Source organism: Leucobacter sp. NPDC077196 (assembly GCF_040687075.1).
Classification (GTDB): Bacteria; Actinomycetota; Actinomycetes; order Actinomycetales; family Microbacteriaceae; genus Leucobacter.
On record NZ_JBFBML010000022.1, the window covers coordinates 1 to 22,363 of the forward strand.

The following is a 22,363-nucleotide window of genomic DNA, read 5'->3' on the forward strand; positions in this document are numbered from 1 at the left end:
GCCCAAGGCGGGTAATGCTGCGGGCCAGTACCCTCTTCCCGGAACCGAGTACCAACTAGGTGGACGAGGAGTACCTTAAACGACTACTCGCCAGCACTGTGAAACTGTCGCATCTGGTTCCGTTGATGGAACCTGGCGCATGCAATTTGAGAACGTTTGCACGAGCCGCTCGATACTCGGAGGCGGAATGCAAGACTTGCTTGCTGGCAGTGAGATCCGCAATGGTTAGAGCGTTTACTGCGATCGATAGCGATACTCCAATGAGGAAAAAACGCGATGTGTTCGTTCCGATGTTCCGCCAGGCCTCACTGAAAACACTACTGAGTTTCATGGCGACTCAGATTCGGCCCTGTTATCCCTTGATGCCCGGGTAGCGAAGCCATCAAGAGCGAGATGTTCGTCGCAAGACTCGACCGTGCGTGCATCGTGGGTCGCAACAATGATCGTTGTTGCTCCTCCTGACAGGTCTGACAAAGCTCGGTTCACGGTGGTGGCGGTTGCCATATCAAGTTGTGCAGTGGGCTCGTCGACAAGAAGCAGGTCGGGCTTCGCCGCGAGGCTCCGCGCCAGCATGAGTCGCTGAGCCTCTCCACCGGAAAGTGCCGAGAACGGAAGACTTGACACGTGCTCCAAGGAGACTTGGACAAGGTACTGCCATGCTTCTTCCTCGGCTTCTCGCCTCCTGACGCCTCGCGCCAAGATAGGGAGCGTAACGTGATCGAGAGCACTTCTCGCCTTCACTCCGTGAGGATTCTGAAACACCCAACGGATAGAGATGGGATCCGCTCGTTCGATTTTGCCTTCAACAGGTTTCTCCCATCCCGCGATTAGATGGAGCAAAGTGGACTTGCCGGAGCCGGATGGCCCGGTCAACGCATGGACAGTGCCCGCGCGAAACGAGGCATTCACGTTTCGAAAAAGCCATGGACTGCTCGGGAAGCGATGCCCGACCGTAGACAGGGTCACAAGTGAGTCAGTTGCGCGGCCCACTCTCAACACTCCGCTTGGATGTTCTTGGGGTTGATCGTTACGGTCGACGGCAAGTCGGTATCGGTCGCGCTCTTCACGATCGACTGCCCGAGTTGGGAGCCGAGAAGCGTGACGGCGTATCCCTCGGACCCATTCCATATGCAGGCCTCCTGTCCCTCAATGTGGCTCAGGGCGGCGGCAGGCACCGAAACGGCACGAGCAGGCTCGGCAAGACTCCATACGCCGGTAAGTGGTACAGGTTCTGTAGTTCTGATGGCATCTTGATAGCCGGGAATCCCAGAGATGAGCTGCAAGTCTGCATTGGACACGGCGCCGTGGGCATCGATCTCGAGCACCTTGTCATTGACCAAAAGTACTCGCGGGCCGGGCACGAAATTGGAAGGGTATGCAATTTGCGCCGAAGCCAGCCCTCCAGAGACGGTCGCAAAGTCGGTGCTCCCGGCAAGCTTGTCGCCGACGTTCATCGCACACGTCGTTGGTACCACCGAGGGCGTAGGAAGCCAAAGCAGACGGCTGCTCGGTAGAGAATCGAGCGTCTCTAAGGAGTAGCCGGCTTCCAGGTAGAACCCCGCGATCACCTCGAGTGTGTCGTGGCCTAAGACTCCGTCGACCTGGACACCAGTACCGAGTGCGGCAAGAGCGCTTTGGAGAGCTTCCACGTCCGCACCTCGATCACCGGGTCGCAGTTCTCTCCACATGGGAATGGAGGAGGCGAGAGCTAGGACCGGCGCTTCGTTGACGCTGTAAGCAACCGTTCCTGAAACGATTGCTTCAAGTGGCAGGCACGTATTGGAGGTGACCACCCCCGACCCTTCGACTGTCAAGGTTCTCGAGGCGGACTGAATCAATGAAATCTCAACCGTCCGCTCATCTGCAAAAGTTGTTTCTACAGTAGGGAACTCTTCAAGACTGTCAGGTTCAGCTAGCGATGGCGGAGTTGCGGGATGAAGAGTGAACGCTACGCCTGCTGCACCCAGCGAACCGCACGCTATAGCTCCCAGAAGTATGAGAGACAGAGTGCCGAATGATCTCGCGAATCGAGGGCGAATTACTTTCAATCCCATCAATGTGAGTCCTGGAGGCTTGTCTCGGGCGAGAAACTTTCGATTCGGGGGTCAGCGTTGCACGCCCAGAAGCCATCCATGCCGGGGCCATCTTTCGAGAGGGGGAAGTCCAAAGTCTCCTGGTCCGATAGATACTCTTCAGCGGAGTACGGTTTCTCGACCACTCCAATACGAAGCATGCATTCTCGCACGATCGCTTCGGGGGGCTCGTTACTCGGATTCGTCTGCTGAGCTAAACGAAGCATGTTGATCCAGGATTCGCCGCTCCTTTCCTCGCAGTCGACAAGGATTGGTTCGATCTCCTCCTGGGTACGACCATCGGCTTTGAATCCATACGTTCCGTCTTCTTTGACGCCGAGGAAAGCGATGTTGTTGTCTTGAAGACACTGCTCGAGGCGGTATGAGGTCTCGGCCCATTCTTGATCGGAAACCGCGCCGTCTTCGATCACACCGCGCACGAAGTCACTGTCCGTCTTCTGCCATATCTCGGTCAAGAGAGAGGCATAAGGGCCAGAAAACTCGGGAGGCTTCGGCGCATCCACAACATTCGACGAGAGCTCCGGTTCATCGTCTGGAGCGGACTGAACACAGCCAGTCAGAATCAACGAGGCGCAAAGCACTGCCTCGATCGCGGCAAGGGAACGGTTCAACTTAGGCATTTGACAGCGGGTCGTACCGAACAGTAGCGTCCGGCACGACCCTCCTCCAGACTTAGATATTCGCGCAGTAAGCCCGGTTGTTGAACGCAGTAGCACTGATCGAGACGCTCGCCCACCGGCCGGGCTGTGTGTTGGCGCTGCGCCAGTCACCGAGCGAGTTACCCGCGGTGGATCGGTGTAGTTTGTTCGACAAGAATTTCGACCAAACGATGTTGGTAACGCCATAATCCCACGTGCCTCCAACGCCGGGGCAGGTGGTCACAATCGCGTTAGCGGGGGCGACAGATCCGAATACGATTGCTCCTGCAACCACCGCGGCGGCTGACGCCTTCTTGAGACGAGACATAGTTAACAACTCCATTGTTTGTCAGCTGAAGCAACTTGAGCAGCTGCGTTTCTGACTGTAGGACGCCACCTAGGCTTCACTGGAAGCGTGAAGAGAATCAGCTACGTTTCGGATCAAATTGAGTTGATATTCCAAACTTTTCAGTATGCAGCTCATTGAAGCCGCGCGACGGGTGCAGCCCTGGTTTACTGTTCCGTGAGACCCACCCTTCTTTACCTCGGACTGCTCCATTCGAGCCCTGTCGCATATGAGAATGCGCACGTTTTCGCCTAAGCGACGCACCAGCAATGAGGTCTGCACGACGTATGACTATTGGAACTTGTCGCGTCATCTGCACAAACTCGTCTCCGCCCGCTGTATGTTCACACTGTCGACGCATACGTGATTCTTACCGCCCTTGAACTTCTGGTGCCTCGAGGCGGCGGACCGAAAGCGAACTATGGAGGCTATGCGAGTGTTTCGGGTCACGAACACTTACGGTGAGAAGCGCCGAGTCGATGCTCGGCATGATGAATTCACCTTCATTGACCGGGGTTTTGGTTCGAATACAAGGTGCGGCTGCATGGACAGTCTTCGCTCGGTCTGCACAGCAAGGTTTACTGGTGCACCAGGCGTGAGTTGTCGTCGGCGGTGATCGGTCGTTTTCCGGGGAGCGTTTCGACATCGAGGAGTCTCTCCCCGGTGAGTACGTTCCCTTCCTCTGGGGAGCGATCCGGTGGATCCGAAAATCGCTTGAATGGCGCGTAGGTTCACGTGGCACAGGGGATTCGGCGTCGTGCAGGACGAAATCTGCAGTTCGTCACTGCACGAGCGGGGATCCATTGCACGACGAGCAGAAAGGCTCTGGCCCGGCATCCCAGGCGACTTGGAGCTGGCGCGATCCGACCGGGCGCAAGCAGGCGACCGGCGACTCCGTTGTCGGCGGTCTCGGGCCACGATAGCCCGTGATCTCACCGATGGGAAGGGGGCCATGAACGACGTCTGCGAAGATGAACGCATGAATCCGCACGACCCCTTGGCGCTCGAGCGTCAAGTCTGCTTCGCGCTCACCGTCGCCTCCCGGGGCATCGTGGCGGCCTACAAGCCGGTGCTCGATCCGATGGGCATTACGCACCCGCAGTACCTCGTGCTGCTCGCGCTCTGGGAGCACCGCACGCTCGATCTGCGCACCCTCGCCGAGCTGCTGCATCAGGAGGCGTCGACGCTCTCCCCGCTCATCAAACGCCTCGAAGCCCAGGGCCTCGCGCGCCGCGCCCGCAGCACGACCGATGAGCGCCGGTTGGAGATCACGCTCACCGAGTCGGGGGAGCAGCTGCGGTCACGGGCCGAGCAGGTGCCCGTGCAGATGGCAGAGCGCCTGGGTATGACGCCGGCCGAGCTCGATACGCTGCACCGATCGATGCTGCGGCTCATCGATGCGAGCCAGGAGTCGCTGGGCTCGGGAAGCGACCGCGCGCCGTCCACCTGAGCACGTCGCGCAACGAGATGCTACCGTTGCCGGAGAACTGCGTACGTTGCACGATATGGGGGCAGGATGCAGAAACGGAAGACGAGCACGATGAGGCGTGTGCTCGGAGCGCTTGCCGCGTGCGCGATCGGCGCCGGAGTGCTGGTCGGCGGTCAGCTCAGCGCGCCCCCCGCCCAGGCCCTCGACCTGCCCACCTGGGACGATGTGCAAGCGGCGAAACAGAATCAGTCGTCTGCCGCGAAGAAGGTCAAGGAGATCGAGTCGCTCATCGCCGAGGGCGAGAAAGAGCTCGACCGGTTGCGCAACCTGCATGCGACGACCATCGATGAGCTGCATGCGGCTGAGGACGCGCTCGCAGTGGCTTCGGAGAAGGCGGCGAATCTCGAGGTGCAGGCGGAGCAGAGCCGTCAGGAGGCCGACGAGGCCGCCGATCGAGCGGGCGCGCTGGTCGCGCAGATGTATCGTTCGGGCGGTGTGGATCGCAGCGTCGAGATGTTCCTCGACTCCGACGGCAGCACCGCCGATGCGCTGCTCGACCGCATGGCGTCCATGTCGAAGGCGACCGAACGCAACACCGCGCTCTCCCAGGAGGCGGAACAGGCGGCGAATACGGCCGACACTCTCGGCAAACAAGCGGAAGCGGCAGCGCAGGAACGCGAAGAGCTGCGCCAGGTGCAGCAGGAGAAGGAAGTGGCCGCGGCCGAAGCGGTGGCAGGCCAGGGCGACAAGGTCAGAGAGCAGGAGGACCAGCAGAAGACGCTGGAGACTCAGCTCGCCGCGCTGAAAGACACCACGACGAAGACCGTCGAGGGGTACGAGGAGCGACTGCGCATCGAAGAGGAGCAGAGACGCGCGGAGGCCGAGCGCCTGCGCAAGGAGGCCGAAGCGGCGCGCAAGGCTGCCGAGGAGGCCGCCCGTCGTGCCGCTGAGGAAGCCGCGAACAATCCGGGAGGCGGCGGCGCACCAGCCCCGGGCGGTGGCGGCGGCGCTCCGGCTCCGGGCGGCGGCGTCGCACCTCCTCCCGCACCGGGCGGTGGCGGTGGGTCGAACGGCTGGATGTACCCGACCGCGGGCTTCTACGTGTCAGAGGGCTTCCGGCCCCCGGGCCGGCCCGACCACACCGGCATCGACCTCGCCACGGGATGCGGCACGCCGATCTTCGCGGCGGCAGAGGGCACCATCGCAATGACGTACTGGGATGGCGGTGGCGGCGGCAACATGGTCACCATCAACCACCCGAACGGTTGGCAGACGCGGTACGCCCACATGATCGGATGGGCCGTCGTCGGGCAGGGGAGCTATGTGTCGGCCGGACAGGTCGTCGGCTACGTCGGGAACACCGGCGCGAGCACCGGCTGCCACCTGCACTTCGAGATGCGGCCCAACCAGGACAACGGCTGGTACGACTTCGTGAATCCGGCCTGGTACATCGTCTTCCCGTAATCAGGGAGACAGGCCGAGACGAGTGAGGGGCTTGGGATCATCGCGATCCCGAGCCCCTCACTCGCGTTTAAGCGTATGAGCGCCTGAAACTCAGTGCCCTTCGGTCTTGAGGCGATCCTGCGCCTCGACGATGAGCTGTTCGGCATCAGCGGCCGAACCCCACGCGTCGACCTTGACCCACTTGTTCGGCTCGAGATCCTTGTAGTGCTCGAAGAAGTGCTCGATCTCCTTGCGGGTGTACTCGGGAATGTCGGCGACATCCTGAATGTGCGCCCAGCGCGGATCCTTCTGCTGCACGGCGATGACCTTGTCGTCGCCGCCCGCCTCGTCGCTCATCTTGAGCACGCCGACCGGGCGCACCTTCACGCCGACGCCCGGGAACACCGGGTAGTCGAGCAGCACGAGCACGTCGAGCGGGTCGCCGTCCTCGCCGAGCGTCTCCTCGAAGAAGCCGTAGTCGGTGGGGTAGACGAAGCCGGTGTAGAGCACGCGGTCGAGGTACACCCGACCCGTCTCGTGGTCGACCTCGTACTTGTTGCGGCTCCCCTTGGGGATCTCGATAACAGCGTCGAATGCTGCGGCCATGCGCGCTCCTCCGTGCTTTCTGTGAGCGGCCGCAAGCGGCCGAGTGTGCATATGCGGCTCCCAGGCTACCCGACCTCCGCCGCCCGGTACCGTTGAGGCATGCTGCAAACCGCGCTTCTCGCCACTCGCCGTGCTGTCAGAGAGGCGTTGCGGGCGGAGTACGGCGCAGCAGGCCCGGGCGACGGCGCCGACCGCGGGCTCCTGCTCGTCGCGCTGTCGGGTGGCGCGGACTCTCTTGCGCTCGCGGCTGCAGCAGCCTTCACTGCGCCGCGCGAGCGGTTCTCGGCCGGCGCGGTGGTGGTCGATCACGGGCTGCAAACCGATTCGGCAGTGGTCGCCGATCGCGCGGCCGATCAGGCGCGGCAGCTCGGCCTCGCTCCGGTGGTCGTGCGTCGCGTCGCTGTGTCAGCGTCTGCTGCGCGCGGGCCTGAGGCTGCAGCGCGGGAGGCCCGCTACGCGGCGCTGGCGAGCGCCGCCCGGGAGCTCGGGGCCATCGCGATCCTCACCGCACACACGCGCGACGACCAGGCGGAGCAGGTGCTCCTCGGCGTCGCCAGAGGATCGGGCGCGCGCAGTCTCGCGGGCATCCCTCCGCGCCGTGCGCTCGACACCGGGCTCGTCGCGTTGCGCCCCTTCGTGGGCGCGGAGCCGGCGGTCACCCGCGCGACGACGGAAGCCGCGTGTCACGAGGCGGGGCTCGACGCGTGGGAGGATCCGCAGAATTCCGACCCTGCGTACACGCGGGTGCGCGTGCGCAACACCGTGCTGCCCCTGCTCGAGCGCGAACTCGGGCCCGGCGTGGCCGCCGCCCTCGCTCGCACCGCGGATCTCGCGCGGGAAGACGCCGAGGCGTTCGACGCGATGATCACGGAGCAGATCGAGGAGATAGTAGAGCACGCCGAAGCCGGAATCGCCGTCTCCGCCGGCGCGCTCGCGGCGAATCCTGCCGCCCTGCGCCATCGAATCATCCGGAGGGTCGCCGAGGCGGAGTTCGGCAGCGAGCTGAGCCGGGAGCATACGCTGGCCATCGCCGCGCTCGTCACGCACTGGCGTGGCCAGGGGACGATCGAGGTGCCTGGCATCACCGTCGCACGCGTCGGCGGCCGAATCGAGTTCACCCGACGCGTGGGGTCGCCCCGCCGGTCGGGCCCTCGAGCCGATGTCGCAGACGACCTCTCAGCAATGGAAGAATAGACCCATGGATGCGAAACATCTGGGCGATCAGCTCTCCGTCGTACTGCACACCGAAGCAGAGCTGCACCAGCGGCTCGCCGAACTGGCCCGCGAGATCGAGGCCGACTACACCGATGAGCCCCCGCTGCTCGTGGGCGTTCTGAAAGGCGCCGTCATGGTGATGGCCGACCTCGCCCGAGAACTGCGGTTCCACGCGCAGATGGACTGGATGGCCGTGTCGTCGTACGGTGCCAGCACGAAGTCAAGCGGCGTGGTGAAGATCTTGAAAGATCTCGACGCCGACATCACCGGTCGCGACGTGCTCATCGTCGAGGACATCATCGATTCGGGTCTCACGCTCTCGTGGCTCAAGGAGAACCTCGAGAGCCGTGGCGCGAAGTCGGTGCGCATCTGCACCATGCTGCGCAAGCCCGAAGCGCTCAAGGTCGACGTCGACGTCGCCTACATCGGGTTCGATATTCCGGTGGAGTTCGTCGTCGGCTACGGCCTCGACTATGCGGAGGACTATCGCAACCTGCGCGATGTCGCCGTGCTCGCACCGCACGTCTACGGCGGCGAGTAGGTTCTCGAAACCCCAGGCGCGCGCCGTGCGCCGAGTGCGCCGTGAGCGGACAAGCACCCGCGGCTCAGACCGATGTCAGTGGCATTGGCTACGCTTACCGATGCTGGATCTCCCGGCACGCTCCTTCTGAAAGGTCCAGACTTGGCAGAGAATTCGACGAAGAGCACTTCGAAGAGCCGGCGGCTCCTGCGCGGGCCGCTGCTCTATCTGATCCTCGCACCGATCATCGTGCTGCTGGGCTGGTCAGTGCTGTCGGGCGGAAGCACCCGAGAGGTGTCGACGGATCGCGGTCTCGAGATGCTCGCCGATGGCGATGCGGTGCACGCCGAGGTCATCGACGGAGATCAGCGCGTCAATCTCGAACTCGAGAAGGCTGACAAGAAGACCGGATCGCAAGAGGTCTACTTCTACTACATCGCGCCGCGCGGCGTCGACATCGTCGAAGCCGTGAATGACGCCGACCTCAAGGACGGCTACACCGATCAGGTGCCGCAGCCGAACCCGATCTGGTCGCTCCTGAGCTTCCTGCTTCCGCTGCTGATCATCGGTCTGCTGATCTGGTGGATGCTCTCTTCGATGCAGGGCGGCGGCCGCGGGGTCATGCAGTTCGGCAAATCGAAGGCGAAGCTCGTCTCGAAGGAGACGCCGCAGGTCACGTTCGCCGATGTCGCCGGCGCTGACGAGGCGGTCGAAGAGCTGCACGAGATCAAGGACTTCTTGCAAGACGCCACGCGCTTCCAGGCAGTCGGGGCCCGCATTCCCAAGGGCGTGCTGCTCTACGGCCCTCCCGGAACCGGTAAGACGCTGCTCGCGCGCGCCGTTGCGGGCGAAGCAGGCGTGCCGTTCTACTCGATTTCTGGATCAGACTTCGTGGAGATGTTCGTCGGCGTCGGCGCAAGCCGCGTGCGCGACCTCTTCAAGGAAGCGAAGGCCAACGCTCCCGCCATCATCTTCGTCGACGAGATCGACGCGGTAGGCCAGCGCCGTGGGCAGGGCATGGGCGGTGGGCACGATGAGCGCGAGCAGACGCTCAACCAGCTGCTCGTCGAGATGGACGGCTTCGATCCGAAGACCAACGTCATCATGATCGCGGCCACCAACCGGCCCGACATGCTCGACCCCGCGTTGCTGCGCCCCGGTCGATTCGATCGACAGGTCGGTGTCGATGCTCCCGATATGCCCGGGCGACTCAAGATTCTGCAGGTGCACTCGAAGGGCAAGCCCCTCTCGAAGAACGTCGATCTCGAGGTCGTCGCGCGTAAGACGCCGGGCTTCTCGGGCGCCGATCTCGCGAACGTGTTGAACGAGGCTGCGCTGCTGACGGCGCGCTCGAACGCCCAGCTGATCGACAACCGCGCGCTGGATGAGGCCATCGATCGCTCCATCGCCGGCCCGCAGCGACGCACGCGCCTCATGCGCGACCACGAGAAGCTGATCACCGCGTATCACGAGGGCGGACACGCACTTGTCGCTGCCGGTCTGAATCACACCGATCCGGTGACGAAGATCACGATCCTGCCGCGCGGGCGTGCGCTCGGCTACACGATGGTGATCCCGCTCGAAGACAAGTACTCGGTGACGCGCAACGAGCTGCAGGATCAGCTCGCCTACGCACTCGGGGGCCGTGTCGCCGAGGAACTCGTCTTCCACGATCCGACCACGGGCGCCGGCAACGATATCGAAAAGGCCACCAGCACGGCGCGCAAGATGGTCACCGAGTACGGCATGTCGGCGACGGTCGGCCCCGTCAAGCTCGGTCAGGGTCAACCGGGCGCTTTCATGGGGGAGTTCGGGCAGAACCGCGACTACTCGGAAGGCGTCGCGATCACCATCGACGCCGAAGTGCGCGAGCTCATGGAGCAGGCGCACAACGAGGCGTACGAGGTGCTCGTGCAGAACCGCGACATCCTCGACGCGCTTGCTCGCGAGCTGCTCGAGAAGGAGACCCTCGACCACAATCAGATTGCCGAGATCTTCACGAACGTGCAGAAGCTGGCACCGCGCGCCACCTGGCTGTCGCACGACGACCGCCCGGTCTCGAACCGCCCGCCGATCGAGGTGCCCGCGTCTGTGCGCACCGACAATCGCGCGGTCGGCGACCCCGAGCCCGGAGCCGCACCCGGGCCCGAGTCCCCGGCCGATTCCCCGGTTATCGCGGTGGACCCGGTGCCCAATCCGGTTCCCCCGCAGGTGACGGACGAGCCGGGATTGCCGCCGCGCAACCTGGGTGTGGGCGGCGACGACGATCGCGACGGCGCGAAGTAGCCTGCATGGGCGACACGGTGGATCGGGAGCGGATCGCTTCGGCGGTGCGCGAGCTCATCAGTGCGATCGGGGCGAATCCCGATAGCGCCGAGCTGGCGAGCACGCCGTTTCGCGTCGCCGACTCCTACGCCGAGTTCTTCGCAGGAGTGGGCCGTGACCCCTCGGTGCTGCTCTCGGACTCGGTGCCGGTCGGCGACGACACCGGCGAGCTCGTTGTGATGCGCGATATCACGCTCAGGTCGATGTGCGAACACCACTTGCTGCCGTTCCGCGGCCGTGCGCATATCGCGTATCGACCAGATGAACGCGTAGTCGGCTTGAGCGCTCTTCCGCGCGTCGTCGAGGTGCTCGCCGCTCGGCCGCAGATGCAGGAGCGGCTCGGCGAGCAGATCGCGCAGACCATTCATGATGGGCTGAACCCGCACGGCGTGCTGGTCGTGCTCGAAGCGAGCCACGGGTGCGTGGCCGACCGCGGTGTGCGCCAGAGCGAATCGACGATCATCACCGTTGCTTCACGCGGGTCGCTCGCGGATGCTGCGGAGCAAGCAGCGGTCTTCGCCCTGATCGGCCGTGCACCCATCAGCGGAGCAGACATCGGTGAAGCAGATATCGGTGAAGCAGGGAGCGGCGAAGCAGAGAGCGGCGAAGCAGAGAGCAGCGACGCGTGACGGGCTCCGGAGCGCGGCCGGTCGTCATGGGCGTGCTCAACGTCACTCCTGATTCCTTCAGCGACGGAGGGGTGTACGCACGTGAAGACGCTGCGATCGCTCGTGGACGCGAACTCGTCGGCCTGGGCGCGGAGGTCGTGGACGTCGGCGGCGAATCGACGCGGCCGGGTGCCATGCCGGTGACGAGCTCCGACGAGCAGGCGCGCGTGCTGCCGGTGATTCGCGCTCTCGCCGAGGCGGGCGTCGCGGTCTCCGTCGACACGCTCCACGCAGCCACCGCTGCCGCTGCGGTCGACGCTGGAGCGCGCTACATCAATGATGTCTCGGGCGGCCTGCACGATCCCGGCATGCTCGGCGTCGCCGCCGAGGCGAGTCGAAATCGCGCGGTCAGGTTCATCATCGGGCACTGGCGCGGCGTTCCCGACCCAGGCCACGAGCGCTCCGACTATGCGGATGTCGTGGGTGAGGTCGTCGCAGCGCTCTCCCAGCGAGCTGAGGCGGCAGTGGCCGCCGGGGTCGACGCCGCCCACATCGTGCTCGACCCGGGCCTCGGCTTCGACAAGACCGGAGCGCAGGGCTGGCAGCTGCTCGCCGGCCTCGCCGAGCTACGCGCGCTCGGATACCCCGTACTCATCGGCGCGTCGCGCAAGCGCATGCTCGGCGAGGCGCTGGCCGAGGAGCCGTCGACCTCTCCGACTGAGCGCGACCTGGCGACTTCAGTGGTGAGCGCGCTTGCCGCCGAGGCCGGAGCGTGGGGCGTGCGCGTTCACGACGTGCGCGGTACAAGCCAAGCGCTCGCCGTGCAGGCCGCTTGGAGCAGTGCCCGACGGGGCGACGCGCAGCAGAGCGGGTACCGGCAGAGCGGTGCCCATCGCATCGCTTCGCCCGAGCGCGTGAGTGCGGAATCAGCGGACCGGATCACGCTCACCGGGCTCGAGGTATTCGCACATCACGGTGTCTTCGAGTTCGAGCGCGCACAGGGCCAGCGCTTCGTGATCGACGCGGAGGTGACGGTCGATCTCGCGCCCGCAGCTGCGGGAGACGCACTCGCGCGCACCGTGCACTACGGCGAACTCGCCGAGGCGATCGCAGACGCGGTCGGACGAGACCCCGTCGACCTCATCGAGACGGTCGCCGAGCGGGTCGCCGCGGTGGCGCTAGGGTTCGCCGGGGTGCGCTCCGCACGCATTACCGTGCACAAGCCCGACGCGCCCATCGAACTGCCGTTCGCGGACGTCGCGGTCACCGTCGTGCGTGCTGCGAGAAACCAGGCGGCGTCATGATCGCGCAGCTCGTTCCCGTGCTCTTCGCGTTCGGAGCGAACCTGGGCGATCGCGGCGAGACGATCCGCGCTGCGCAGCGCGCGCTCGCCGAGACGCCCGGTATCGACCGCTTCGCGGCATCTCGGCTGCGTGAGACGGTCGCCCTCACTGCGGCGGGGCCAGACCCCGATGCTCCGCGCTACCTCAACGGCGTCGCCACGGCGTGCACGACGCTCGACCCCCATGCGCTGCTCGACGCGATGCAGGCGATCGAGGCCGCTCACGGCCGCATGCGCGACACCCGCTGGGGCGACCGCACGCTCGATATCGATCTCGTGCTCTTCGGCGGCCGCGTCATCGCCGATTCGCGGCTCCAGGTGCCCCACCCGCGTGCGCACGAGCGGGACTTCGTGCTCGCCCCCTGGCTCGATCTCGATCCGAATGCGGTGCTCATGGGCCACGGGCGGGTGGCAGACCTGCTCGAGCGGGTCGGCGACACCACCGCTCCGCTGCGCGACGACGACGGGACCGATCGCACCGAGGCGGCCGGTAACCGCAACGGATGCACGTTTGACAGCACCGGAGGGCTCGATGCGCAAGATTGAGCGCAGCAACCCGCTCGCGGCTCTCGCTGCCGCGGCAATGGGCGCCGCCGTCGGCCTGGTGGTGCAGTTCGCGCTGTCGAGCCGTGGCCAAGCACCGCTCTCGCCTCCGCTGTCGCTCGCCGCATCACTGGTGCTCGTCGCCGGAGTGCTGCTCGTCTTCGGCATCCGCCTGCGCCGGCAGATCCGCAAGCAGCCGGGAGCGATCGACCCGTTCCACGCGGTCCGGCTGCTCGTCACGGCTCGCGCCGGCCAGATCGCGGGTGCGCTCTTCGGTGGCTTCGGCGGCGGGCTGCTGATGTCGCTCGCGGGGCGGAGCGTGGCGGCAACCTCCGCCGTGTGGCTGCCGATGGTGCTCGTGATCGCGGCCGGCGCGACCCTGCTCGCCTGCGCGGCGATCGTCGAGCACTGGTGCCGCGTCCCTCCGGGAGACGAGGCCGAGGAAGAGAGCGGCATGGATCCGGATCGCGGACCGCGTGATGCGGCCGTCACCCGAGATCGGTAGCACTGGCCGTAAGCTGGAGCCATGACTACGGGTGGTGTCGAGGTAACGGAGTCCGCAGCCGAGTGGCAGACGGAGCGGGTCGACTGGAAGCGGGTGTCGCCCTCGTACGCGTGGGCCGATCTCGCGGTGAACCTGCTATTCGTCATCGCACTGGCCGCGGTCTTCGCAGTCATCTTCGTCTCGACGGGAGGCGCCGCGCCGCTGTTCCTACGCATCGGTCTTCCTGCGCTGATCCTGATCTTCCTGATCAACGCGATCTTCGCGTTTCGCCGAGTGCGCGCGATCGGCTACCTGCTGCGCGACGACGACCTGCTCTTCCGGCGCGGCATCATGTTCGAACGCGTGATCGCGGTGCCCTACGGGCGCCTGCAACTCGTCGACGTCACACGCGGGCCGCTGCTGCGCGCGCTCGGGCTGGCCACGCTCAAGTTCGTCACGGCGTCCGCGGCGACCGGCGTCAATCTGCCCGGTCTGCGCCATGAAGACGCCGAGCAGCTGCGGGATCGTCTCGTGGAACTCGCCGAGGCCCGGAGGTCGGGCCTGTGACCGTCGACCCCGAAGTCGACGCGCAGCTTCCCGGCGCCTCTGACGCCGAGGGTTGGCGGCGCATGCATCCGCTGTCGCCGCTGCTGCGCGGTGGGCTCGCGCTGATCGTCATCGCCGGCATCATTCTCGCGAATTTCCGCGATCACTTCGTGCAGTTCTTCTTCGCCAACAACCTGGATGACGGCGATTCCTCTGTCGACGTCTCGGGCGACCGCGACCTGGTCGATCTCTACGAATTCCTCGTCGCCGAGGGGTTGCTGCTCGCCGTTCTCGGAGGGCTCCTGCTGGTGCTCCTGCTGATCGTGCTGTTCTCGTGGCTGGCCTGGAGGTTCGCGACCTACCGCATCACCGATGCTGCCGTCGAGGTGCGCAACGGGGTGCTCTTCCGATCCCATCGGCGTGCGCCGCTCGAGCGCATTCAAAGCGTGAACCTGCAGCGGTCCCTGCTCGCGCGAGCTCTCGGCCTCACGAAGATCGAGGTCGTCACCGCCGGCCAAGGGGGCAAAGTCGAGCTGTCGTTCCTCGGCCACCGAGACGCGAAGACGGTGCGCGAGCAGATTCTACAGGTGTCGGGATCGCGTCGACGCGGTGGGGCCGCCGCCGATCAGCGAACCGTCGCCGAAGTGGCCGGACCGGCGCCGGTTGGTTTCGATGGGTCGGTGTACTCAGAAGCGAGCGACAGCCTCACGGCTCGGGCGCATGACTTCGTCGACACCGATATCGACCCCGGGGCCCTTGAAGCTCAGACGCTCGTGAAGGTGCCCGTGGGGCGGCTCGCGGCAAGCATCGCCCTCGGGTGGGAGTCGATCATCCTCGTGCTCTTGATCATCGGCATCGTCGTGGGAGGGGCGGTGCTCGAGGCATTCCTCATCTTCGGCATCATTCCGCTGCTGATCGTGATGGCGAGCATCATGTTCGGGCAGTTCAACAAGGGCTTCAACTTCACGCTCTCCCGCACCGACGATGCCGCGCGCACCGGCTCGGGGCTGACCTCGACCATCACCGAGTCCATTCCCTTCGGCCGCATTCACGCCGTCGAAGCGCGTCAGCCGCTGCTGTGGCGACCGCTCGGCTGGTGGAAGGTGCGCATCACCACGGCGGGGCACTCCGTGGCCCAGGGCGGGCAGAACGCGACGCAGAACGTCGTACTGCCCGTCGGCCGGGAAGCCGATGTGCTCCGCGTGATCGAGACCCTGCTTCCGGGCTCGGGCGGCCAGGCTGAGGAGATCGAGTCGCTCCGTGACGGGCTCACGGGTTCGGCAGAGCACTACGTGCGCGGCGGGAAACGCTCGGGGGCGGTGCTGCTCTGGGGCCGGCGACGCGCGGGCCTGCTCCTCCAGGACACCGGCGACGACGATGCGACACTGCGCATTCGTCGCGGTGTGCTGACGCGTTCGCTGTCGATCATGCCGATCCTTCGGGCGCAGTCGATCCAGCTGCGACGGCCCCTCGTGCACCGCATGCTCGGCCTCGCTTCGATTTCGGCGCACACGGTGCTCGGTCCTGTGCGCATGGAGATGCGCGGCATCGAACTCGGCACCGCGCGAGAAATCTTCGACGCGCTCGCAGCGCTCGTGCTGCGCGTGCAGGGAGCGGAGGCGCAGCGCATTTTCGACGCACGAACGCCCGCACTCCCGGCCGGTGAGGCGGCCGGCACGGACGAACGCACGAGCGAAGCGTGAGCTCGGGGGCTGCCGCGTCACGACTCGGCATCGGCATCGTGGGGGCGGGCCGCGTGGGGCCCGTGCTCGCTCGGGCGCTCGCGGGCGCAGGTCACGCCATCATCGGTATCACGGCTGTGGGCATCGAGAGTCGGGAACGAGCGGCAGCCCTGCTTCCCGGGGTGCCGATACTCGAGGTCGCCGAGGTCGTGCGGCGCTCCGAGCTCGTGCTCTTCGCCGTGCCGGGCAGCGAATTGCCCGACCTGGTCTCCGGCCTCGCGGCGACCGGCGCGTGGCAGCCCGGGCAGCTCGTGATCCACACGGCGCCGGAGCACGGATTCGGCGTGTTCGCGCCAGCGCTCGCAGCGGGAGTGATTCCGCTCGCGCTCCATCCGGCGATGGTATTCACTGGCACCAGCCTGGATCTCACGCGGCTTGCCGAGGCGACCATGGCCGTCACCGCTCCCGCTCCCGTGCTGCCCATCGGTCAGGCGCTGGCAGTCGAAATGGGTGCAGAGCCGGTCATCGTCGCAGAAGAGGATCGCGCAGCCTACGCCGAGGCCGTCGGCGCCGCCCGCGAGTTCTCGCGTGCCGTCGTGCGGCAGGGCATCGATGCGTTGCGGGAGATCGGAATCGAGCGTCCCGATCACGTGGTGGCCGGGATCGTGCGCGCCGCGGTCGAGGAGGAGCTGATCGCGGGGGAGCCCGATCCCGAAATGTAGTGAGCAGCCGGAGAGTGGGAACATGCTCTCGGGTGCGCACGTCCGTGCGCGGGTGGCCTTCGCCCACGGAAGCTAGGATGGATCGGTACGCCGACACGATCCGGAGGATCCCGCCCCTATGAGCGAGCAGACCGCAGCACCCGCAGAGAGCGCCCCGGAGGCGACCGCCGAAGAGATCTTCGAGCAGAAGCGGGTGCGACTCGAGAAGCGCGACCGGTTGAACGCCGGAGCCGACCTCGCCGGCGGCGCCTACCCCGTCTCGCTGCCCGTGACGACGACGATTCCCGCAGTGCGCGCCGCGCACGGGCACCTCGAGCAGACACCCGACACGGCTTCCGGTGAGACCGTGGGTCTCGCGGGTCGCATCGTGTTCCAGCGCAACACCGGCAAGCTCTGCTTCGCCTCGCTGCAGGCCGGCGACGGCACACGCCTTCAGGCGATGGTGAGCCTTGCAGAGGTGGGCGAGGAGTCGCTCGCGCGCTACAAGGAGCTCACCGATCTCGGCGATCATCTGTTCGTGAGCGGCGAGATCATCTCGAGCCGCCGCGGTGAGCTCTCGATCATGGTGCGCGAGTGGGCGATCGCGGCGAAGGCGATCGCGCCCCTGCCCAATATGTACGCCGAGCTCAATGAGGAGACGCGCATCCGCCAGCGCTATCTCGATTTGATCCAGCGCGAGCAGGCCCGCATCAACGTTGTCACCCGCGCACGCACCATGGCGAGTCTGCGGAGCACGTTCGCGGAGCGCGACTTCATCGAGGTCGAGACTCCGATGCTGCAGACGATGCACGGCGGCGCATCGGCACGCCCGTTCGTCACCGAGTCGAACGCGTTCGACACCGAGCTCTACCTGCGCATCGCGCCGGAGCTGTACCTCAAGCGCGCGGCGGTCGGCGGCCTCGAGCGCGTCTTCGAGATCAACCGCAACTTCCGCAACGAGGGCGCCGACTCGACGCACAGCCCCGAGTTCGCGATGCTCGAGGCGTACGAAGCGTATTCCGACTACAACGGCATCGCCGACCTCACGCAGCTGCTCATCCAGAACGCGGCGCTCGCGGCGAACGCCGGCACTGAGCGGGCGGGCACGCACGTGGTGCGGTGGGCGGACGGCACGCTCTTCGATCTCGGCGGCGACTGGGAGCGCATCTCGATGTACGGCACGCTCTCCGAAGCGGCCGGCAGGGAGATCACGCCGGAGACCAGCGTGGCAGAGCTGCAGGCGATCGCCGACGCCGAGGGCGTCGAGGTGCACCTGCCGAATCACGGCAAACTGGTCGAGGAGCTGTGGGAGCACTTCGTAAAGGACGGGCTCACCCGACCGACCTTCGTCATGGACTTCCCGGTCGAGACGAGCCCGCTCACGCGTCACCATCGCTCGATCCCGGGCATTGTGGAGAAATGGGATCTGTACGTGCGCGGCTTCGAGTTGGCGACCGGGTACTCCGAGCTCGTCGACCCGGTCGTGCAGCGCGAGCGCTTCACGCAGCAGGCGGCGGAGGCCGCCCGGGGCGACGACGAGGCGATGCCGATCGACGAAGACTTCTTGCGCGCGCTCGAGCACGGCATGCCCCCGTCGGGTGGCATGGGCATGGGCATGGATCGACTGCTGATGGCGCTCACCGGGCTCGGAATCCGGGAGACGATCCTTTTCCCGCTCGTCAAGTAGTCGCGTTCAGAGCTCCCCAGGTTTTCGCGCGGGGGCGCAAGTACACTGGGAGAACTATGGACAATTGGTGGTTGAACGCGGTCTGGTCGCTGACTCCGACCGTGCTGATCGGCATCTTCTTCTGGCTGGTGCTGCGGCTGATTCTGCGTGCCGACCGCACGGAGCGCCAGGCCTACCAGCGCATCGAAGCCGAGGAGCGCGCGAAGGCCGGGCTGCCGGCTCGCGACGAAGCCTGAAACACTCCGTTCCCCGGTACAGTGGACGTGCGCGTACTCGCGTATTTAATGCGCTGAGGTGACGGAGGGGGCCAGATGGAATTCGACTGGCTCGGACTCGATTGGCCCGTCGTGTGGGCCTGGTTCGTGCTCGTCGTCGACAATCTGATTCGACTTGTCGCCATCTTCGTCGTTCCGCGCAACCGGCGTCCAACCGCCGGCATGGCCTGGCTCATGGCGATCTTCGCTCTGCCGGTGCCGGGACTGCTGCTCTTCCTCGTCATCGGCAGTAAGCGACTGCCACGCTCGCGCGAACGCAAACAGGAAGCGATCAACCACTTCGTCGCCCAGATCGCCGACCAAGAGGAAGCCGAGCTCATCACGCCGCCCGAGCGCATGCTTCCCGGTCTCGACAGCGTGGTGAAGCTCGGTCGCGAGCTCGGTGCGCAGCCCATGCTGCAGGGCAATACGGCCTCGCTGTGCATCGATTACGAGGAGTCGTTCGCCCGAATGGCCGCCGCCATTCGCGAGGCGGAGGAATACGTGCACATCGAGTTCTACATTCTCGTGCACGACGAGACGACCGATGACGTGTTCGCGGCGATGCGCGAGGCCGTGGCTCGCGGTGTCACCGTGCGCGTGCTGCTCGACCACATCTCGGCGGTGCGCAACCCGGGAGCGAAGCGCACCAGGCAGAGTCTCACCGACATCGGCGCCGAATGGTCGTACATGCTGCCCGTGCGGCCCTGGCGCGGCGAATACCAGCGACCCGACCTGCGCAATCACCGCAAGCTCATCGTCATCGACGGCGCGGTCGGTTTCATGGGCTCGCAGAATCTCGTCGATTCCACCTACAACAAGCGTTCGAACCGACGGCGCGGTCTGCACTGGAAAGATCTCATGGTGCGCGTCGAAGGGCCCATCGTGCTCGGGCTCGAGGCCGTGTTCCAAGGGGACTGGTATCTCGAGACCGGCGAGTACTTGACCAACCTCACCGAGGAGGCGTTCACCGTTCAGCAGCCGGGTGAACTTGACTGCCAGATCGTGCCGAGCGGTCCGGGGTACGCCGGCGAGAACAACCTGCAGGTCTTCGTCGCCCTCATGTACTCCGCGCAGCGGCGGATCAGCATCACCAGCCCGTACTTCGTGCCAGACGGCTCAATCATGAACGCGGTGCGTGCGGCGACCGCTCGCGGAGTCGAGGTCGAGCTCTTCGTATCGGAGGTCGGCGACCAGGCCCTCGTGTATCACGCTCAGCGCTCCTACTACGAGGAGCTGCTGCGCGCCGGAGTGCGCATCATGATGTTCCGTCCGCCCTACATTCTCCACTCCAAGCACTTCACGGTCGACGAGGAGGTCGCGGTCGTCGGGTCGTCGAACATGGACCAGCGATCCTTCGGACTCAATATGGAGATCTCGATGGTGGTGCACGGAGCGGATTTCGTGCGCGATCTCGACGAGGTCACCGCCTACTATCGCGAGAACTCTCGTGAGCTGACCCTCGAAGAATGGCAGAAGCAGTCACTGCCCTCACAGCTGCTCGACGGCATCGCTCGACTCACTTCAGCACTGCAGTAGGGGCGCTGTGGCCGGCGAGGGCCTACGCTGAACTCGGCGCCGCAGGAGAGAGCGGGGCATCGAGTGAAGGGAACCAGCCTATGTTCGCAGTCACGACGAATGACGTACCGGGATACCGGATCACCCAGGTGCTCGGGGAGGTGATGGGGCTCACCGTTCGGTCGGCGAATTTCGGGCAGAACTTCACCGCCGGGTTCCGTGCACTGGGCGGCGGAGAGATGCCCGAATACACCAAGGTCATTTATGAGTCGCGCTGGGAAGTGATGAATCGCATGTGGGCGGAGGCCCAGTCGCGCGGGGGCAATGCGGTCGTCGCGATGCGATTCGATTCGGGCGCGATCGGCAGCTTCACCGAGTTCTGCGCCTACGGTACGGCCGTCGTCATCGAACCGCTCGCTCCGCAGGCGCCGGCGACGCCGCAGAACCCGGCTCAGTAGGCAGGGAAGCCCAGCCAGACTCCGCCGAATTTCGCCCAACACGAAGCTTCTCGCCCAGCACGAGGGCGAGATCGGCGGTGAATCGCGCGGTCTCGCGAGAACCCCTCGAATTCGGCGCCTCCGGGCAGCGGGGCCGGCGTCAGAACTCGTGCTGCTCCGCCGGGGTGCCGAGGCGGCGGATCGCGATGGGCCGAGCATCGGTCGACTCATGGGCCGTGAGCGTGTCTCCGTGGAGCGCGAACGCGGGGTCGTGGGCCGCAGGTGCGATCAACCACGCCTCGCCGTTGCGGATGCGCGGGGCTTCCGCTCCGCTGAGCGCCGTGAGCGCGGCGCGGATGAGCGCCCCGTGGGCGACCACGATCGAACCGGGGGCGTCGCGCAGGATCCGCGCGAACGCGGACGCCCCGCGTTCGGCGAGCGCCGTCGGCGATTCGGCGTCGGGCACATCGAGCCCGGGCCACCGCGTGTTCGCCTCAGCGACGAGCAGCCCTTCAGCCGGTCCGAAGTCGCGCTCGATGACGTCGGGTACGACCTCGGCGGCTGGGAGTTCAAGCCGTTCGGAGATGATGCGCGCGGTCTCGGCAGCGCGCGCCAGCGGCGACGTGATGACGCGGCTCCAGGGCCCCTCGCCGTGCAGCAACTCCGCGATCTCACCCGCCTGACTGCGCCCGCGCTCGTTCAGCGGAATGTCGGTGCGACCCTGAATGCGCCTGCCGATGTTCCAATCGGTCTCCCCGTGTCGCACGATGACGATGGGCGCTGCGCTGGTGTCAGGGATGCTCATGCACCCACGCTAACCGGTCGGCGCCGGACGCCTGCTGGGGGAGTCGAAACCCCCGCGTGCGAGGAGACGCCCGGATCGCGCTCTTCGGCGGCGGCGCCCCCGAAGACGGTGGCGCGCTCGATCTCCACGCGGACCCGCGTGCCCGCCGCGCAACGCACGCCGTGCGCACGTGATCGGATCGCGAGCCCGTTCCAGTCGAGCACCAGGTCGTCTCCGCCCCGGCCGAAGAGCGACGATGTGACGGTGGCGGAGCCGGCGGGATCCGGGATCGCGCGCACGTGCTCCGGCTGCACGGCGAGCTCAACCGCACCGCGAGACGTGCGGCTCGTGCCGTCGAGTCGTTCGGCCGCGAGCGCCAGTGGGTGGCCTTCGGCGCGGAAGCCGGCGGCGTCCACGAATCCCTGGAGAATCGCGGCATCGGAGACGAACCCCGCGACGAACGCCGATGCCGGATGCGCCAGCACCTCGGCGGGGGCGCCCACCTGCTGCACGCGACCCCCATCGACCACGACGACTCGGTCGGCGAGGGCCAGTGCTTCGCTGCGATCGTGGGTGACGTGCAGCACGGTTAGCCCCAGCTCTCGCGTGAGTGAACGGAGCTCGAGCCGCAGACGATCGCGCAGCGGCTCGTCGAGGGCGGAGAGCGCTTCATCGAGGAGCAGTACGCGGGGCCGGGCCACGATGGCGCGCGCGATCGCCACGCGCTGCCGCTGACCGCCGGAGAGCAGGGCGGGATTGCGCCGCTCGGAGCCGGGCAGCCCGACGAGATCGAGCGCCTCGGCGACCCGGCGGCGGCGTTCTCCGCGCGCCACGCCTGCGCGACGCAGCGGGTACTCGATATTGCGCCCGACGTTCCAGTGCGGCCAGACGGCGTGCTGCTGAAACACCATGCCGAGACCCCGCCGCTCCGGCTCGACGCTCTGACCGGGTGACGCGACGACGGCGTCGCCGATGCGCACGGTGCCCGCGGTCGGAGCGATGAACCCCGCGACGGTGCGCAGCAGCGTGGTCTTGCCGGATCCCGAGGGGCCGACGAGCGCCACGAACTCGCCATCGCCGATGCTGAGATCGACGTCGGCGAGGCCGAGGTGGCCACCAGGGTAGGCGAGACTGACGGATTCGAGTGCGACGGAGGACACGG

General features: G+C 66.1%; 23 protein-coding genes. 16 read left to right on the top strand and 7 right to left on the bottom strand.

What is annotated here, in order from left to right; translation table 11 throughout:
• Positions 1 to 327 precede the first annotated feature (327 nt).
• The 4 genes from AB0O71_RS14385 to AB0O71_RS14400 all read right to left on the bottom strand — a co-directional run bounded on the left by AB0O71_RS14385 (position 328) and on the right by AB0O71_RS14400 (position 3,074).
• Positions 328 to 999: an ABC transporter ATP-binding protein gene (locus AB0O71_RS14385; protein WP_363746384.1), complete on the bottom strand. Its 672-nt coding sequence runs from the start codon at positions 997 to 999 to the stop codon at positions 328 to 330.
• On the bottom strand, positions 993 to 1,793 hold the full coding sequence (locus AB0O71_RS14390) for a hypothetical protein (RefSeq protein ID WP_363746386.1): 801 nt from the start codon (positions 1,791 to 1,793) through the stop codon (positions 993 to 995). Before AB0O71_RS14390 ends, AB0O71_RS14385 begins: the two co-directional genes overlap by 7 nt.
• A 260-nt stretch (positions 1,794 to 2,053) precedes the next feature.
• Entirely contained in the window at positions 2,054 to 2,713 is a 660-nt protein-coding gene (locus tag AB0O71_RS14395; RefSeq protein ID WP_363746388.1) for a hypothetical protein, read from the bottom strand.
• Between the two features lie 52 nt (positions 2,714 to 2,765).
• Positions 2,766 to 3,074, bottom strand: coding sequence for a lactococcin 972 family bacteriocin (locus AB0O71_RS14400; protein WP_363746390.1), 309 nt, complete (start codon positions 3,072 to 3,074; stop codon positions 2,766 to 2,768).
• A 982-nt stretch (positions 3,075 to 4,056) separates the two neighbouring features.
• Between AB0O71_RS14400 and AB0O71_RS14405 the strand changes: the two genes are divergently transcribed.
• Entirely contained in the window at positions 4,057 to 4,527 is a 471-nt protein-coding gene (locus AB0O71_RS14405; RefSeq protein WP_363746392.1) for a MarR family transcriptional regulator, read from the top strand.
• 66 nt (positions 4,528 to 4,593) lie between these two features.
• Entirely contained in the window at positions 4,594 to 5,970 is a 1,377-nt protein-coding gene (locus tag AB0O71_RS14410; RefSeq protein ID WP_363746394.1) for a peptidoglycan DD-metalloendopeptidase family protein, read from the top strand.
• A 90-nt stretch (positions 5,971 to 6,060) separates the two neighbouring features.
• Here AB0O71_RS14410 and ppa read toward each other — a convergent pair whose 3' ends face one another.
• The gene (ppa, locus tag AB0O71_RS14415) at positions 6,061 to 6,555 is read right to left on the bottom strand and encodes an inorganic diphosphatase (RefSeq protein WP_363746396.1); all 495 of its coding nucleotides are present in this window, start codon (positions 6,553 to 6,555) and stop codon (positions 6,061 to 6,063) included.
• Between the two features lie 99 nt (positions 6,556 to 6,654).
• Between ppa and tilS the strand changes: the two genes are divergently transcribed.
• The 14 genes from tilS to AB0O71_RS14485 all read left to right on the top strand — a co-directional run bounded on the left by tilS (position 6,655) and on the right by AB0O71_RS14485 (position 20,438).
• On the top strand, positions 6,655 to 7,749 hold the full coding sequence (tilS, locus tag AB0O71_RS14420) for a tRNA lysidine(34) synthetase TilS (RefSeq protein WP_363746398.1): 1,095 nt from the start codon (positions 6,655 to 6,657) through the stop codon (positions 7,747 to 7,749).
• A 4-nt stretch (positions 7,750 to 7,753) separates the two neighbouring features.
• On the top strand, positions 7,754 to 8,311 hold the full coding sequence (gene hpt / locus AB0O71_RS14425; protein WP_363746400.1) for a hypoxanthine phosphoribosyltransferase: 558 nt from the start codon (positions 7,754 to 7,756) through the stop codon (positions 8,309 to 8,311).
• Between the two features lie 141 nt (positions 8,312 to 8,452).
• Positions 8,453 to 10,576: an ATP-dependent zinc metalloprotease FtsH gene (gene ftsH / locus AB0O71_RS14430; protein WP_363746402.1), complete on the top strand. Its 2,124-nt coding sequence runs from the start codon at positions 8,453 to 8,455 to the stop codon at positions 10,574 to 10,576.
• Positions 10,577 to 10,581: 5 nt separating this feature from the next.
• Entirely contained in the window at positions 10,582 to 11,244 is a 663-nt protein-coding gene (gene folE, locus AB0O71_RS14435) for a GTP cyclohydrolase I (protein WP_363746404.1), read from the top strand.
• Positions 11,241 to 12,527 carry a dihydropteroate synthase gene (folP, locus tag AB0O71_RS14440; protein WP_363746406.1) on the top strand — a complete coding sequence of 429 codons (1,287 nt, stop codon included), beginning with the start codon at positions 11,241 to 11,243 and terminating at the stop codon, positions 12,525 to 12,527. Before folE ends, folP begins: the two co-directional genes overlap by 4 nt.
• Positions 12,524 to 13,111 (top strand): 2-amino-4-hydroxy-6-hydroxymethyldihydropteridine diphosphokinase, encoded by a 588-nt coding sequence (folK, locus tag AB0O71_RS14445; protein WP_363746408.1) that lies wholly within the window; start codon positions 12,524 to 12,526, stop codon positions 13,109 to 13,111. Before folP ends, folK begins: the two co-directional genes overlap by 4 nt.
• Positions 13,098 to 13,613, top strand: coding sequence for a DUF3180 family protein (locus AB0O71_RS14450; RefSeq protein ID WP_363746410.1), 516 nt, complete (start codon positions 13,098 to 13,100; stop codon positions 13,611 to 13,613). The genes folK and AB0O71_RS14450 overlap by 14 nt, the downstream gene beginning before the upstream one ends.
• 21 nt (positions 13,614 to 13,634) lie before the next feature.
• On the top strand, positions 13,635 to 14,159 hold the full coding sequence (locus AB0O71_RS14455) for a PH domain-containing protein (protein ID WP_363746412.1): 525 nt from the start codon (positions 13,635 to 13,637) through the stop codon (positions 14,157 to 14,159).
• The gene (locus tag AB0O71_RS14460) at positions 14,156 to 15,841 is read left to right on the top strand and encodes a PH domain-containing protein (RefSeq protein ID WP_363746414.1); all 1,686 of its coding nucleotides are present in this window, start codon (positions 14,156 to 14,158) and stop codon (positions 15,839 to 15,841) included. The genes AB0O71_RS14455 and AB0O71_RS14460 overlap by 4 nt, the downstream gene beginning before the upstream one ends.
• Positions 15,838 to 16,542: a DUF2520 domain-containing protein gene (locus AB0O71_RS14465; RefSeq protein WP_363746416.1), complete on the top strand. Its 705-nt coding sequence runs from the start codon at positions 15,838 to 15,840 to the stop codon at positions 16,540 to 16,542. Before AB0O71_RS14460 ends, AB0O71_RS14465 begins: the two co-directional genes overlap by 4 nt.
• 118 nt (positions 16,543 to 16,660) lie before the next feature.
• Complete coding sequence (gene lysS, locus AB0O71_RS14470) at positions 16,661 to 18,208, top strand: lysine--tRNA ligase (RefSeq protein ID WP_346057062.1); 1,548 nt, start codon at positions 16,661 to 16,663, stop codon at positions 18,206 to 18,208.
• Positions 18,209 to 18,264: 56 nt separating this feature from the next.
• Positions 18,265 to 18,444, top strand: coding sequence for a hypothetical protein (locus tag AB0O71_RS14475; RefSeq protein ID WP_346057063.1), 180 nt, complete (start codon positions 18,265 to 18,267; stop codon positions 18,442 to 18,444).
• A 75-nt stretch (positions 18,445 to 18,519) separates the two neighbouring features.
• Positions 18,520 to 20,001 (top strand): cardiolipin synthase, encoded by a 1,482-nt coding sequence (cls, locus tag AB0O71_RS14480; protein WP_363746419.1) that lies wholly within the window; start codon positions 18,520 to 18,522, stop codon positions 19,999 to 20,001.
• 80 nt (positions 20,002 to 20,081) lie between these two features.
• On the top strand, positions 20,082 to 20,438 hold the full coding sequence (locus tag AB0O71_RS14485) for a YbjQ family protein (protein WP_363746421.1): 357 nt from the start codon (positions 20,082 to 20,084) through the stop codon (positions 20,436 to 20,438).
• Positions 20,439 to 20,577: 139 nt separating this feature from the next.
• Here AB0O71_RS14485 and AB0O71_RS14490 read toward each other — a convergent pair whose 3' ends face one another.
• Together AB0O71_RS14490 and AB0O71_RS14495 are read right to left on the bottom strand one after the other, a co-directional pair.
• Positions 20,578 to 21,222, bottom strand: a complete 645-nt coding sequence (locus AB0O71_RS14490) for a histidine phosphatase family protein (RefSeq protein ID WP_363746423.1) — start codon at positions 21,220 to 21,222, stop codon at positions 20,578 to 20,580.
• Positions 21,219 to 22,361, bottom strand: coding sequence for an ABC transporter ATP-binding protein (locus AB0O71_RS14495; RefSeq protein WP_363746425.1), 1,143 nt, complete (start codon positions 22,359 to 22,361; stop codon positions 21,219 to 21,221). The genes AB0O71_RS14490 and AB0O71_RS14495 overlap by 4 nt, the downstream gene beginning before the upstream one ends.
• Between the last annotated feature and the right edge of the window lie 2 nt (positions 22,362 to 22,363).

Bases quoted from the DNA above. Each gene is read 5' to 3' on its own strand.
- AB0O71_RS14395 (WP_363746388.1), bottom strand. From the start codon at position 2,713: ATGCCTAAGTTGAACCGTTCCCTTGCCGCGATCGAGGCAGTGCTTTGC.
- AB0O71_RS14400 (WP_363746390.1), bottom strand. From the start codon at position 3,074: ATGGAGTTGTTAACTATGTCTCGTCTCAAGAAGGCGTCAGCCGCCGCG.
- AB0O71_RS14405 (WP_363746392.1), top strand. From the start codon at position 4,057: ATGAATCCGCACGACCCCTTGGCGCTCGAGCGTCAAGTCTGCTTCGCG.
- AB0O71_RS14410 (WP_363746394.1), top strand. From the start codon at position 4,594: ATGCAGAAACGGAAGACGAGCACGATGAGGCGTGTGCTCGGAGCGCTT.
- ppa (WP_363746396.1), bottom strand. From the start codon at position 6,555: ATGGCCGCAGCATTCGACGCTGTTATCGAGATCCCCAAGGGGAGCCGC.
- tilS (WP_363746398.1), top strand. From the start codon at position 6,655: ATGCTGCAAACCGCGCTTCTCGCCACTCGCCGTGCTGTCAGAGAGGCG.
- hpt (WP_363746400.1), top strand. From the start codon at position 7,754: ATGGATGCGAAACATCTGGGCGATCAGCTCTCCGTCGTACTGCACACC.
- folE (WP_363746404.1), top strand. From the start codon at position 10,582: ATGGGCGACACGGTGGATCGGGAGCGGATCGCTTCGGCGGTGCGCGAG.
- folK (WP_363746408.1), top strand. From the start codon at position 12,524: ATGATCGCGCAGCTCGTTCCCGTGCTCTTCGCGTTCGGAGCGAACCTG.
- AB0O71_RS14450 (WP_363746410.1), top strand. From the start codon at position 13,098: ATGCGCAAGATTGAGCGCAGCAACCCGCTCGCGGCTCTCGCTGCCGCG.
- AB0O71_RS14455 (WP_363746412.1), top strand. From the start codon at position 13,635: ATGACTACGGGTGGTGTCGAGGTAACGGAGTCCGCAGCCGAGTGGCAG.
- lysS (WP_346057062.1), top strand. From the start codon at position 16,661: ATGAGCGAGCAGACCGCAGCACCCGCAGAGAGCGCCCCGGAGGCGACC.
- AB0O71_RS14475 (WP_346057063.1), top strand. From the start codon at position 18,265: ATGGACAATTGGTGGTTGAACGCGGTCTGGTCGCTGACTCCGACCGTG.
- cls (WP_363746419.1), top strand. From the start codon at position 18,520: ATGGAATTCGACTGGCTCGGACTCGATTGGCCCGTCGTGTGGGCCTGG.
- AB0O71_RS14485 (WP_363746421.1), top strand. From the start codon at position 20,082: ATGTTCGCAGTCACGACGAATGACGTACCGGGATACCGGATCACCCAG.
- AB0O71_RS14490 (WP_363746423.1), bottom strand. From the start codon at position 21,222: ATGAGCATCCCTGACACCAGCGCAGCGCCCATCGTCATCGTGCGACAC.